A 13,481-nucleotide genomic window follows, 5' to 3' on the forward strand; every position below is an offset into this window, starting at 1 on the left:
TTTAATCATGGTATTTTTGTGAATACCATCCCCCCAAAAGTATGGCTTAGAAATTCACCTAATGTTAATGATAGTCGAAGCGAGTTGTCTTTAACTTCACCCCATGAAAAAAGTCTCAGCGAGACAAGCTCTTTTAAACTCGTTTCGTTAGTGATATTACCCCCGCTCACTAGTTTTAACTTTCCATCCCAAACAATCCAGTGATCTTTGAATGGAACATCTGCTCCTTGTTGGAGCATGCCAGCAGATATCAAACTAAAGATATGGACATCATTACACATTAATGAGTTTAATTTACAAATATCGCCTAAGCTGCTATGGTACAAACTTATATTACTAAATATCTTCTGCGCACCTGCATTCAGCATCCATTTGTCAATATCTCCCCACAAGGTAATTGCAGATACCTTATCTCCAACTGATTCATATTTTAACAAATTATTAGTTGAATCACGCAAGCTGGCCATAGTAATCCAATCAATTGCAGAAACTCGAGGATGACTCGCCCCTGAAAATAAATCATTTACTTTCATCGTGCTAGTGCTTGGCTGAAGTAAAAAAGATCCCAGCGTTGCTTTGCCATGATTCCATAGATCCCAGACCAGTTGCTCATAAACATCATATCGATCCATCATTAAACAATAATAAAATGCTGCAGGGCCACATAGCATCGAATAATATTGGTTTGGATAATACTCCCCTTCTGGGCCTAACAGCGATGCAGCTTTTCTCGCATCAAGTTCACTTTTTATACTATTTTTCGTAAAAGGGTCTAATGGATCCCCTATGGGATGCTCCAGAGCGACAAAAAACCTTGGCATACAAGTGATTTGCACATTATGTATGTTATCCTTACTCTTATCATTAACCGGTTTTGTCTGCGCTTTAGTCTCAAAATAGCAGACGTTTTCGCGTTTATTTTTAGAGTAGGCTTGCCCTGATGCCATTTCACCAAGTGTGTACATTTTTTTCGCAGGTGATGTAAGCACAGAAACCAACTTACCGCCGTGCTTGCGATACAAGTTCATTTCCATAATGTAGATTACAGACAGATCATCCTCAGTTTCATTCGTTTCATGGGACTGAGTTTGATAATTTGGGGTTACTGGTTGTAGCGCCACTGACAGTAACATATGTTTTTTATTATTAGCATCAGTTCTATACACATTGAGATCATAAAAAAGGTCGACTGCTGATACATTCGATTCAATTTTTGTATAAATATTATACTTAGGCATTAATAGCCTCCGGCATCATATGTAGCAGAACATCCTGTGTCTGTGCAGACGTAAACAACTTCGTATAGCCCTCACCATCACTAACACCCTCTATTACTGAACCATCTGCCAGAAATGCCTTATAAGGAGTATTCAGCATCGGTGTCCCATTATCATCTGTACACAGGTAGCGAATATTATGGCTGCCATCATCTATAGCAGTGGCTAAAGGCGAAATATCAGGCTTATGCTGCGCTCGCGTTTGTCTGGCATAATGCCCTGCTCTTGTTCTGAAATCTCCCAGAGTCGCTGATTCAATAGCATTGACATCCAGAGTGATATAACTCCCTCCACCATTTACCGTCAGCTTCTTCTTCGCGATGATTTTGATGTCATCTTCTGTGCTGACGATGCTGATTTCCTTGCGTGCCAGCAGTGCCATCAGATCGTTCTGCGCCTGTACCTGCACCGGCCCCTGGTTCGCAATAAGCCTGATGCCCAGCTTGCGGACAAACACGCTCAGGGCACTGCCCACCCCGATAAACAGATTTTTCACCACGCTGACGTCCGCATTTTTACCGGCCGTGGCTATCAGGTTCTGCCCGGCCGATACCTGCAGGTGCTCTCCGCTGGTCAGCGCCACACCGTCCGGGGCGCTCATCAGCAGCACCGATTTTTTCAGGTCCGTCAGTTGCTGTTCCAGCAGGGTGATTTGCGCCTGAAGGTCTGCCGGGTTCGCCGTCGCCGTCTGTGCATCATCTGATATCGCCTGCATCTGCGCCCGGGCATCACCCAGGTGGCTCACCGCCGGCTTCATCTCCAGCACCTGGCCCTGCGCCCTGGCCTGCGCGTCCGCGCTGATAAATATCCCTTTCTGTGCACGAATGGCACCCCAGCTGTCCGTCCTGAGCTCAAACCCCTCACCGCGCTGCTGTTTTTCGCTGTCGACCAGGTGACCCAGATTCAGCTGGCTCTTGCCGCCGTATTCCGTGCTGACCTTGATATGCTCTTTCCCGCGCTCATCATCAAGGCGGATTTTGTTGTTCGCCGGGGTACGCAGGACGTTGCGTTTGTAGTTCCGGATGGTGACGTGGTCGCCGTGCGCCGAGTCGTGCAGCACGCCGGCAATGTACGGCCGGTCCGGGTTACCGTCCTCAAAGCCAATCGCCACTTCGGTGCCCGCCAGCAGCGGCAGGTGCAGACCGTAGGTGTCCCCTGCATAAGGGCGGGACTGGCGCACCCACAGGCTTTCGAACCCGGTTTCCCAGCTTTCGCGGTCAAACAGCATGTTGACGCGGTAACGGCCGTCTTTATCAATATGCCCGTAGGTGTCATTTTCGGTGGTACTGGTGACGCGGGCCGGCAGCGTACCGGCCATCACCGGACGTTCTCCCGGCTCGGGGCGGAAGCTGAAATCCGGGCTGTCCGGAATACCGTCAAAGCGAAGGCTGAAGTCTTCATCCCGCCGCGCGTGGGTCTGCATCGCCGTGATGACCACGCCCTGCGCAAACACCTCCGCCACTTCATACCCGCCGGTGACTTTGAGCAGCATCCCCGGAGAGAGCGCCGGACTGCTGGTGATGGCCCGGGTCCGCGTCTGGCCGTTCAGGTAGCGCTCGTGCCGGATGCGGGCATAAAACGCCCCGGACTCGGGTGCCGGATTACGCTCATACGCGCTACCCGGCGTCAGATAATTGTCGGCATAGTGATACGCTTCTCCGTACGTGGTCGCGTCCCCCCGGGTGACGTCAACCAGCGTATTCATATCCTCTGTGGCCTGACGGTAGTTGTAGTCCCGGGTGCTGACCTGCTTCTGCACCACGTTGTGATGGCTCTCCATCCCCCACACCGAATCCACGCCATGCGAGTGCTGGCCTGACGGCGGCACCGACGGCAGGGTCAGGCCTTTCTCGTACCCCTGCTGGCTGTCGTAAAACTCCACCACGTCGATGTTCAGGCGCGTGTCGGTGGTGAAGCGGAACCAGATACCGACCTCACCCAGCAGGCGGGTGATAAAGTGCAGGTCATTCTCGCCGTACTGCATCACCTGTTCACGGCGCGGGTATTCTTTTGACAGCGAGAACAGAAAATCCTGGCCGCGCATACCATGACGTTCGCGCAGGATTTTTTCCACGATTTGCGGGACCGACATGTCCTGGTAAATGGCGTTCTGGTGCGAGCGGTCGAGCAGCGCCAGGCGTGGCCGGAGCGTCAGGGCATAACGGGTTTCGTCTTTTGATGTGCTGAGGCGTTCAAAGCCGGTCACCACCCCCTGAAGGGTGCGCACGGCCTGCTGCACTCTGATGCCGTAACCCTGGTCTACCGGGGCCTGCAGCGTCAGGGAAGCCCCTTTCATCAGCATCATCTCTTTGCTGATGGCGTGGTTACCGCTGGTGAATTCAATACGGTAGCGGAACGGTGTGCTCAGGGCTTCATCGCCTTCAAACGCCAGCACGTCGAGCGCGGACTCACAGCCTTTCACCGCCAGCAGGTGGTGGTTATGGCTGAACCTTAACGGAGGATTATTACTCATGCGTCCACTCCCTCCTGAACGTCAAATTCCAGGCCAATGCCCTCTTCTTCGCTCCAGCTCAGGTGTAACGACCGTGGTTTTTGTCTGTCGGCCATACGGGTCAGCAACTGCTGGCTCAGCACCGGCAGAATTTGTTGATTCAGCAGGCTGTCGATATTGCGCGCCCCGGTATCCGGCAGCAGGCAGGCGGCGGTCAGGGCGTCATACAGGCTCTCATTAATCTGCGTGGTCAGGCCGTAGTGGCGATGCAAGCGCTTGCTAACCTGTAACAGCTTCATTTCCACGATGGTACGCATGGCCGCTTCCGCCAGCGGACGGTAAATCACGGTCTGGAAGCGGGCCAGCAACGCGGGCTGGAAGTGGTCACGCAGGATCGGACGCAGTAGTTCGTGCAGATCGCCTTCGGTGGATTCAGGTTGTTCGTCCAGCAGCTGCATCAGATGGTCGCTGCCGAGGTTGGAGGTCATCAGAATAACGGTGTTGCGGAAGTCGATTTCACGACCTTCACCGTCGCGCATAAAGCCACGGTCGAACACCTGGTAGAACAGGTTCATCACGTCGCGGTGCGCTTTTTCGACTTCATCGAGCAGCACCACGCTGTACGGTCGCTTACGCACGGCTTCGGTGAGAATACCGCCCTGACCGTAGCCAACGTAGCCCGGAGGGGAGCCCTTCAGCTGGGAAACAGTATGAGGCTCCTGGTACTCGGACAAGTTGATGGTAATCAGTGATTTTTCACCGCCGTACATCACGTCCGCCAGAGCCAGGGCGGTTTCGGTTTTCCCCACCCCACTCGGGCCCACCAGCAGAAATACGCCCTGAGGGCCATTCTCAGATGTAAGACCCGTTTTTGCCGCACGCAGGCGCTGCGCGATGGCCGCGAGCGCCACATCCTGCCCGACCACACGTTTGCCAATTTCATCTTCCAGGGTAAGCAGTTCGGTCTGCTCATCTTTCATCAGCGATGACAGCGGAACGCCTGTCCAGTCAGCAATCACATTGGCAACGGTGCGCACATCCACATCTAGCGAGAGCAGCGGGTTGCTGTGCTGCATGCCGTGCAGTTCCTGCTGCAGCGCGTGCGTCTCGCTCTGACGGGAGATGTCCTGGCGGCTTTCCAGCAGTTGTTCGGTGAGTTTCAGTTCCTGCCCGTATTGAGTTTCAAGCTCGTCGAGAGCAACGATAAGATCGTTCTCTTCCTGCTCAATGACGGTCAGGCGTTCACCATGGCTCTGATTGCCGACAGCAATATCTTCCAGCAATGCCTGCTTCTCCATTTCAAGAGAGGTGATCTGCGAGCGAATGCAGGTCAGCTGCTCCGGCACGGTGTCGAGGCTCATGCGGACGCGTGCTGCGGCGGTGTCGAGCAGGTCAACCGCCTTGTCCGGCAGCTGGCGGCCCGTCAGATAGCGGCGAGAAAGCGTAACTGCCGCGCGTACCGCATCGTCGGTAATGTGCACGTTATGGTGCTCGGCGTAGCGGGACTTCAGACCACGGAGCATCAGACAGGCGGTGTCGTCATCAGGCTCATCTACTTTTACCATCTGGAAACGACGCTCCAGGGCCGCGTCGCGCTCGAAATATTGTTTGTATTCAGACCAGGTGGTGGCCGCAATGGTACGCAGTTCGCCACGCGCTAGCGCCGGTTTTAGCAGGTTCGCTGCATCGGCGCCGCCCGCCTGATTGCCCGCGCCGATGATGGTATGCGCTTCATCAATAAACAGCAGGACCGGGGACGGTGATTGCTGCACCGCATCGATGACGTTTTTTAGCCGCTGTTCGAACTCGCCTTTCACGCCCGCGCCGGCCTGTAGCAGGCCCAGGTCGAGGGTACGCAGAGTGACCGTTTTCAGGGATTCAGGCACATTACCCTCGGCAATACGCAGCGCCAGACCTTCAACCAGTGCGGTTTTCCCCACGCCCGGCTCGCCGACCAGAATCGGGTTGTTTTTGCGGCGACGAGAAAGGATGTCCACCATCTGGCGGATTTCTGTGTCACGGCCAAACACAGGATCGATCTTCCCTTCCTTCGCTTTGGCGGTGACATCGAGGGTGAATTTGTCCAGCGCGTTCTGCAGTGCAGGACTCAGTTCCCCCTCTTCCATTTCCTCACCAGCCGGACGCCCGACAAACTCCACTTCACCGCCGTGGTTCTGTGCCAGCTCAGCTTCGCGCTGCATTTCCGGACGCTCATCCGATTGCGCATCCAGCAACGGTCTCAGGCGCTCCAGCTGGCTCTGGCCAAGCGTTAACAACGGCCAGAGGCCGTCACAACGAGCCAGTTTTGGTTTTTCCACCAGCGCCATCAGCAGATGGACGCTGCGAATGTGCTCTTCACCATTGAGTGAGGCCAGTAGCCAGGCTTGCTGCATCAGAGTCTGGATGTCTTCTGAGAGCTGGGGCCGATGGCGCACGGAGCGAGGTTGTTTATCCAGCCAGCCGAGCAGATCCTGCCAGATGCCATCCATATCCCACTCGTAGCGGCGTGCCAGCACAGTGAGATCCCCCTCGCCTTGCTCCAGCAGCTTCAGCAGCCAGTGCTCCGGCAGAATTTCGGCATGGGCACGGGTCTGGCAGAGCGATGCCGCCCCTTCCATCGCGCGGGCGCAGTAAGGGTTCAGACGACGTAACAGGATGGCTGGATTTTCCATGAGATTCTCTCTTTGTCGGTTCCTGGACACGCTACCGCCCCTCGCTGTTCACCAAAGCGCATAAGGTCAGGCAGGCAGGTTGTGTTTTCTTTGCTGAGCGCCCGCGTCTCAGGCGCTCAGCAAAAAACTGCGGGCAGGAAAAACCTGCCCGCATCAGGATTACGCGGTGGCGCGTTCGTTCCAGGAATCGGAATGAATGATGTTGCCGTCTTTGTAGGTCCAGGTGATTTTTTCGTAGCGCAGCTCGATCTGCTCAAGGTGGTTATGCTTCTCGAAAGAAGGATCCTTGATGTCGTGCATCACCGGGTTCACTTTCACCACTTTGACGTTCTCAAGTTTGGTGTTGAAGTACTCCACTTCCTGGCCCGCATCGTTGATTTTGTACCACTTGAACTCAGCGGATTTCAGGGTCTGACCCGTGGTCACCGCCTTGTACAGGTACGGGCTGGAGGAGTCGATTTCCTTAGTGAACAGGAACGGGGTGTGGATACGGGTCCCGGTCAGCTTGCCGGTGTTGTTATCGGTCGGGATGTACAGGTTGTGCTGCTGTGCCACCACTTCGATGCTGCCTTCACGATCCTGAACGTCCACAGACCCTTTAATGTCCGCGCCGCCGTCGTCCTTCAGCCAAAGATAAACAGGAATTGCCATGTTAATTACTCCGTTTTATTTTCTGAGACGCCATCATCCTGCGATGACGCCGGGTGTTTGCCGGGTATCTGACAGGCATTGGCCTGCGGTACCAGACTGATTTCGACACGACGGTTGAGCGCCCGCCCTTCCGGAGTGTCGTTGGTTGCGGCAGGACGGCTTTCGCCATAGCCCTGTACCGCAAAACAGCTTTCCGGCACGTCGCCGGTGTCACGCATCCAGTTGCGTACCGCTTCGGCACGTTTCAGGGACAGCGTCTGGTTCAGTTGTGGATTGCCGGTGTTATCGGTATGCCCTGACACAACAATCAGCCAGCCCGGTTTTGCTTTGATACCGACCAGAGAATTGACCAGCAGCTTCGTCGAACCGGGTTTAAGGTCGTATCTGCCGGTATCGAACAGCGACATGCTGTCGAGGCGCACAATTTTCGGTACTGGTTTGGGCTGCGGCTGAGGTTTGGGGGGCGGAGGAACATACGAACGGATGGCCTCCAGCACCGGCATCCGGAGTCGCTCCCCCTGATAAAGCCCCAGGCCTAATCGGGCCGGTACGCCGTTACGCGCCTGGTCATCCAGCAATGCCGCATCCTTGTGCAGGACGGCAACGGCGTCGGCTTTCGGACCGTAGTCATCCATAGAAATGCGATCGTAACGGACAATATCGAAGCTCACGCGATGCAATAGCTGGCGATTATTCCAGCCACTACAAAGCAGCGCGGTAATAGCAGCCAGGGTGAAAATGCCAAGGACGCAGCGCCAGGTCCGGGCACGGGGAGTGAGTCCTCCCCCTTCCGGTAGCTGTGGCAGGATGAAATCCGGAAGTGGGGAGATCACCGTACTGTCCGTTCCCACCGGGTGCCAGCCAGACACCTGCTGCATGGCGGTATGACGCGACAACCACGCCGTCCAGGCCGATGACGCAAGGCTTCCGGCAAGAATCGGCCCCATTCCCCACAGCATTGCTGCAGGTGCAATGGCCGGAACATCAGGATTATCATCGATGAATACCGCCTGGAGATGCTGATGGAACCAACTCATCAGGCTATTCATCAGCACCTGCTGCTGCATCACAGGCGCACCGCCGGTGGTGACCCATGCGGCAATTGAACAAGGCGCATTTGACTCACGCCAGACAGTCCACCCTTCACCCGGAATAGCGGCCTGCCAGAGCATGTCATCCGTCATCGCACTGCCTATCTGACCATTCAGAATCAATGGCACAGAATGTCCCGTTTCTTTACGCAACTGACTAATTTGCCAGCGCAAAGCCAACAGACGACTTGTCAGGGCTTCGCTGTCGACGTGTTTCTGCGGACAGACACTGACCATCACCGACAGCTGACGCCCCCAGTCCGGGCGCTGCAACAGTACCTGACGGGCAACCTGCTCCAGATCCTGATGATCCTCAACGCGGATCCAGCATCCCTGCGTGACGGTCAGTACCGGTGACTGTTGCGGCCAGGTCAGAGGCATATCACCACAAACCAGCACCACAGGTTGACGGTAAGTGGTTTCAGGAAGGTCATCCAGACGCAGGCTGGCGTCATGCTCCGCACGAGGTCTGGCGATATACCAGAACGCGACGATAACCCCGATCATCGCCAGCAGAACGAGCACTGAAGCCAGCCGGGATAACGGCAAAAAAGCCAGGCATACCACAGCACTCAGCAGGGCGGCCCACAGCGCAAGCCCGCGCTGTTGTACAGGACTCATTTTATGACTCCCGGCAACAGGGTCAGCAGCATCTGATCGAGCCATTGATCCAGTCCCCACCAGAGCGCGGCAAGAACAATCACGCTCAGGCCGATACGAGCGGGCCATGACGCCAGCCAGCCTCCCGTCCCCCGTCCGGTGCGACTCTCTGCCAGAACAGGGTGAGTCTGCGGATAGCTGAACGGCGTAACACGTTCATTGAGGGCGCTGACCAGCTTCTGACGCTCAGGATCGCTTAGCGAGCGGTAACTACCCAGAAAACCGAGCATCATTACCCGCTGAAAGCAGGTCAGTACGGCATTGTCTGGTGCAGGTTCACGCAGCACATCGCGCATCCTGTCACACAAGGTGTCACCGGCGTCCATCGTGCCGAGGAAGTGTCCCTGCAAAGGAATGTCATACCACTGCACACAGGCATCATCCTCTACACCGCGGCCTTTTACCGCTTCATCAAGCAATGCACATTGTGCAGTGAGGATATGCCTACAGCTGGCTTCATCGAGTTCACTCGCTTTTAGTTCACGCTGAACGCGCTCTACATCAGCGATACAGCGTTCCCATAAGACCCGACCTTCACCTTCCTGAAACAGCGGGCCATGGCGAAGGCTGATGACCTGAAGCCAGGTATCCTGCAGCAGTGCGTCAATATCAACAGGCACGGCAATGCCGCGTTTACGCTCACTCATGTTCTCAGTACCGCAAAGAGTTCAAGTTCAGGCTCACCAAGCATGCCCGGGACGTAAAACATGCATGTCCCGCTCTGGAGCATTTCGGCTGCCAAAGGATGCGAGAGGTCGAGACTGAAATACTGATTTTCCAGGCGTAGCGGAATGGCGGCTGGCACATGACGCAGCGGCATCAGCGGTACACCCACGCGGGATGAGTTGACGATCCCACGCACATGGTCAGGACTGCCCACCTTACACTGGCGCGGGAACTGTTCCTGCAACTGCGCCACCGGTATCGGCGACCGTACAGAAAGATAGTAATCCGCTCCTTCGCGCAGACGCGGGTCATGCAGGCGAGCCTGCCAGAAGTGCAGTCGTGGGTCATAGTCGAGCGTCAGAGCCACCACGCGGGACGGCAGACTGGCTTCAAGCAGATCGCTAAGTAAATCAAACAACGGCGGAAATACCGCGTTGAGTTGCTCATGATGCCAGACCGGAATAGCGTTCACCTGGTGCTCCAGAGAAAATGTCAGCAAGCTCCCCGCCAGGCGAGAAAGCTCCGGATACAGACGTTCCGGCGGGCTTTGCAGATTACGCTGGAACTGACCCAGTACGGGCTCAGCGCTATTCAGCGCGTTGAGCAGCCAGAACAGAGAGACATCAGCCACGGCAAAGTCAGCCATACGCTCATTGCTTTCGCGCCGCATTGCCATCAAACGACAGAGACGAGCCCGCAACTGGGTCATCAACTGTTCCAGTTGCGTCACCAGCCAGCGGCTGCCTTGAATGGTCAACAGCGGAGGAAGAAAAGTCTCATCTAATTGCCATGCACCCTGCGAATCTTGCTCCAGCCGGGCGACTGGACAAGTCAGATAATCACTGTTGTTCTGATGGTCAAAACGCAGCGTCAGTTCCGGTTGCATCACCGCAATCTGACGGGTGTCTTCCCCAAATGCATTGCGCACATCCCGCCAGCGCTGGCGATAACGCACCGGGCGCTCGGCCACTTCATCGGGTTTAAGGCAGTTACCGCCATTCGCCCGCAGTAGCGGAAGCGCCAGCATCACCGTCACCTCCTGCGATTCACTTTCAAGCGACAACACAGGCGGCAGAGAATCTGCATTGTCTGTATCAATCAGCGTTCCGTCCTGAAAACGGACATGCAGATGACGGGCCTGGAGACGTCCAAGCTTGAGAGATTCCGGTTCGAAAGTGGCATCAATGACCCCCCAGGGTGAGGTGAGTCCCAGCCGGGCAATACATTCGGCAGACCAGGCCGCATACGCGACCTGTTGCTGAAAATGCTGGGGAGAGACCATTATGCCCCTGCCCCATAACGGTTGTTCCGTTTTCATCGGCTTCCTGCCTGTTTTTACGATTTCGCTTTCGGCATCTGGGAAACCAGCGACAAATTGACGTCCATTCCTTCCACCTGGAAGTGCGGGATAGCGTACAATTTCACGCGGAAGAAGCCCGGGTTATCCTCAATATCTTCCACCACCACTTTCGCATCGCGCAGCGGATGTGACGCCTGAAGTTCATCGCCCGGATCGGTCATTTCGGTCACCAGACTGCGGACCCAGGTGTTCAGCTCCAGCTCCAGAAGTCGGCGATCCTTAGTGGTGCCAATGTTTTCGCGCTGAATCAGCTTCAGGTAGTGGGCGATACGCGACAGCAGGAAGATGTACGGAAGACGCGCATTGATGCGGCTGTTCGCCGTTGCATCTGCGGTGTCATACAGCACCGGTTTCTGCGTGGAGTTAGCCGAGAAGAAGCAGGCGTAGTCGCGGTTTTTGTAGTAGGACAAAGGAATGAAGCCCAGATTCGCGAATTCGAATTCACGGGTTTCAGGAATCATCACTTCGCTCGGGATTTTTACCTGATTGCCAGTACCGAGATCGTACAGATGGATAGGCAGGTCCTGAACCGCACCACCAGCCTGTGGCCCACGGATCTGTACACACCAGCCATTATTGATGAAGCTGCGCACCATGTTGGACGCAAAAGCAAACGATGCGTTGGTCCACAGGTATTTGTCGTGATCCGGACCTTTGACTTCTTCGACATAATTGAAGCTGCGAACCGGAACGGTATCCGGACCATACGGCAAACGACCCAGTACGCGGGGCATCACCAGACCGATGTAGCGCGCGTCGTCCGTATCGCGGAACGATTTCCACTTGATGTACTCGGCGCGGTCAAAATAGTTACCAATATCTTTAATCGCCGCAACGTCTTCCATTGACTCCTTGAGGAAGAATTTCGGGCCTGCCGAGCCAATAAACGGCATATGTGCCGCAGCAGAGACTTTAGAGATATTGCGCAGCAGAGCGACATCCTGCGCTGAAGCGTCGAACTCGTAAGCGGAAATCAGCGCCGCAATCGGCTCGCCGCCCGGGGTATCATATTCGTCGATGTAGGTGTGTTTATACAGACCACTCTGGATCACCTCCGGACAGTCTTCAAAGTCCTGGCGCAGGTCTTCTTTAGACATACTCAGAAGCTCAATTTTCACGTTCTGGCGAAAATCGGTTTTATCCACCAGCGACTTCACACCGCGCCACAGGCTCTCAACCGCCTGAAATTCATCATGGTGCATTACAGCGTCCAGCTGGCGGCTGATCTGAAAATCAAGCTCAGCGATATGGTGATCAATCAGGCTTTTATCCAGTTTTTCGACTTTCGAGCCTGCTTTGGTCAGACACTCCAGAAAGACCTGCATACCTGCAGTCAGACGTTCATCGGCGGTGGCATCCGACATCGCCTGTGCATCTTGCCAGATATCCAGCGCGCTCAGCTCAGTGACCGGGCTCAGATTGATTTTCTCAAACAGGGAAGCGTAAACCCCACCCGCTGCTGGGCGCTCCAGCACCACGCTTTCACCGCCAGTAATATTATTTTGTACAGACATGAGCATTCCTTGATTAATCCGTTAAAACAGCCTGATGGTTACGATTTTTTTGACGCCAGTGCGGATAATTCATTTCGCAACTCAGCGCTAAGCGACTGGTCAAGAACGATTTTTTCAAGCTCCTTTCGGAAAGTCTGGTTGTCCAAAAGGTTGGCTTTCAAATCACGGAGCAAGTTGCGCATCGCCAGCATCGCCTTCAGTTGCGGTATCTGAGCAGCCACCTGCTCTGGCGTGAAATCTTTCATGCTCTGGAAAGTCAGCTGAATGTTGTCCTCACCGCCATCATCAGCCAGCGTATTTTTAACGGTCAGATTAACTTTTGGGGAATATTCGGAAAGAACGCTATCAAAATTGTTCTTCGTGATATTAACCTTTTCGCGCTCAAATATTGGCGCTGTGTCCTGCCCATTACTAAAATCACCCGCAACGAGCAATTTCAATGGTAATTCCATTTTCTTGCTTGCTCCGCCAGTATGCAGGTCAAGCTTTAGGTTAATACGTGCCTTAGGCACTTCATTCTGAAAACTGTCAGCCATCTCATCATCCCTCTTTGGTTTTGCTATGCCAACTTCACGGTATCGCGTTGATGCGCAATCATAGAATAATGATCGACACAAAATCAAATACGCAGATCATTAACCCACAATAAGAAATTGCTTAAGAATTTTCTGCTAAACTATTATTGTGTAATGCCCTGCCAAGGCAGAAAAAGGAACTACTCTTTTCGCGCAAACCAAATATTTATATCGTTAAAAGGATCCCAACCAGTGAGATACTAATAAAAACAACTTATTTTGATTTGCATCACGACGCTTTGTCAAAAAAGCATGAATTAACTGAAAGAAGCTATTGAGGGACGCAAAAAAGAAGATACGAAAGAAGTATGAAAAGTGAATATTTTATTGATGGCATGAATAATAAATAAGATTTTTCCTTATGAAAATTCTTATTTATTATATGTAGTAAAAAATTCATTTCCGGATACTTAACGAGTCGTCAATCATTAATACCGTGCTTGCTCGTGAATTGACCTTCTCCTTGCGCAGAGGCTTCTGCTCGCCGCGCAAGAAGGAGGGATGCTCTCAATGCGGCTGTTTATAAAACCTGTAAAATCAAACACCTCCTGGATCGTCGCTTT

Annotated in this window: 9 protein-coding genes; all 9 read right to left on the reverse strand. The window is 54.0% G+C overall.

Translation table 11 applies throughout. The annotated features are described in order from the left end of the window. Positions 1 to 5: 5 nt before the first annotated feature. A complete protein-coding gene (locus ACTJI7_RS10170) occupies positions 6 to 1,238 on the reverse strand; it encodes a hypothetical protein (RefSeq protein WP_136431167.1) in 1,233 nt (410 codons plus the stop codon). Continuing rightward, the gene (locus ACTJI7_RS10175; RefSeq protein WP_440670125.1) at positions 1,231 to 3,750 is read right to left on the reverse strand and encodes a type VI secretion system Vgr family protein; all 2,520 of its coding nucleotides are present in this window, start codon (positions 3,748 to 3,750) and stop codon (positions 1,231 to 1,233) included. Before ACTJI7_RS10175 ends, ACTJI7_RS10170 begins: the two co-directional genes overlap by 8 nt. Next, positions 3,747 to 6,401 carry a type VI secretion system ATPase TssH gene (gene tssH / locus ACTJI7_RS10180; protein ID WP_063155468.1) on the reverse strand — a complete coding sequence of 885 codons (2,655 nt, stop codon included), beginning with the start codon at positions 6,399 to 6,401 and terminating at the stop codon, positions 3,747 to 3,749. Before tssH ends, ACTJI7_RS10175 begins: the two co-directional genes overlap by 4 nt. Positions 6,402 to 6,560: 159 nt before the next feature. Further along, a complete protein-coding gene (gene hcp / locus ACTJI7_RS10185; RefSeq protein WP_028019678.1) occupies positions 6,561 to 7,052 on the reverse strand; it encodes a type VI secretion system effector Hcp in 492 nt (163 codons plus the stop codon). 5 nt (positions 7,053 to 7,057) lie between these two features. Then, positions 7,058 to 8,764, reverse strand: a complete 1,707-nt coding sequence (locus tag ACTJI7_RS10190; RefSeq protein WP_063155467.1) for an OmpA family protein — start codon at positions 8,762 to 8,764, stop codon at positions 7,058 to 7,060. Continuing rightward, entirely contained in the window at positions 8,761 to 9,450 is a 690-nt protein-coding gene (gene tssL / locus ACTJI7_RS10195; protein ID WP_041908837.1) for a type VI secretion system protein TssL, short form, read from the reverse strand. Before tssL ends, ACTJI7_RS10190 begins: the two co-directional genes overlap by 4 nt. Beyond that, positions 9,447 to 10,787, reverse strand: coding sequence for a type VI secretion system baseplate subunit TssK (gene tssK, locus ACTJI7_RS10200; protein WP_063155466.1), 1,341 nt, complete (start codon positions 10,785 to 10,787; stop codon positions 9,447 to 9,449). The genes tssL and tssK overlap by 4 nt, the downstream gene beginning before the upstream one ends. Before the next feature lie 17 nt (positions 10,788 to 10,804). Then, entirely contained in the window at positions 10,805 to 12,349 is a 1,545-nt protein-coding gene (gene tssC / locus ACTJI7_RS10205) for a type VI secretion system contractile sheath large subunit (protein ID WP_063155465.1), read from the reverse strand. Between the two features lie 32 nt (positions 12,350 to 12,381). Next, complete coding sequence (gene tssB, locus ACTJI7_RS10210) at positions 12,382 to 12,879, reverse strand: type VI secretion system contractile sheath small subunit (protein ID WP_041908834.1); 498 nt, start codon at positions 12,877 to 12,879, stop codon at positions 12,382 to 12,384. Positions 12,880 to 13,481 lie beyond the last annotated feature (602 nt).

Source organism: Enterobacter sp. 22499, from assembly GCF_052044815.1.
Taxonomy (GTDB): domain Bacteria; phylum Pseudomonadota; class Gammaproteobacteria; order Enterobacterales; family Enterobacteriaceae; genus Enterobacter; species Enterobacter bugandensis.

Coding starts and splice junctions, on each gene's coding strand:
- tssB (WP_041908834.1), bottom strand. CDS start 12,879: ATGGCTGACAGTTTTCAGAATGAAGTGCCTAAGGCACGTATTAACCTA.
- ACTJI7_RS10170 (WP_136431167.1), bottom strand. CDS start 1,238: ATGCCTAAGTATAATATTTATACAAAAATTGAATCGAATGTATCAGCA.
- tssL (WP_041908837.1), bottom strand. CDS start 9,450: ATGAGTGAGCGTAAACGCGGCATTGCCGTGCCTGTTGATATTGACGCA.
- ACTJI7_RS10175 (WP_440670125.1), bottom strand. CDS start 3,750: ATGAGTAATAATCCTCCGTTAAGGTTCAGCCATAACCACCACCTGCTG.
- tssK (WP_063155466.1), bottom strand. CDS start 10,787: ATGAAAACGGAACAACCGTTATGGGGCAGGGGCATAATGGTCTCTCCC.
- ACTJI7_RS10190 (WP_063155467.1), bottom strand. CDS start 8,764: ATGAGTCCTGTACAACAGCGCGGGCTTGCGCTGTGGGCCGCCCTGCTG.
- tssC (WP_063155465.1), bottom strand. CDS start 12,349: ATGCTCATGTCTGTACAAAATAATATTACTGGCGGTGAAAGCGTGGTG.
- tssH (WP_063155468.1), bottom strand. CDS start 6,401: ATGGAAAATCCAGCCATCCTGTTACGTCGTCTGAACCCTTACTGCGCC.
- hcp (WP_028019678.1), bottom strand. CDS start 7,052: ATGGCAATTCCTGTTTATCTTTGGCTGAAGGACGACGGCGGCGCGGAC.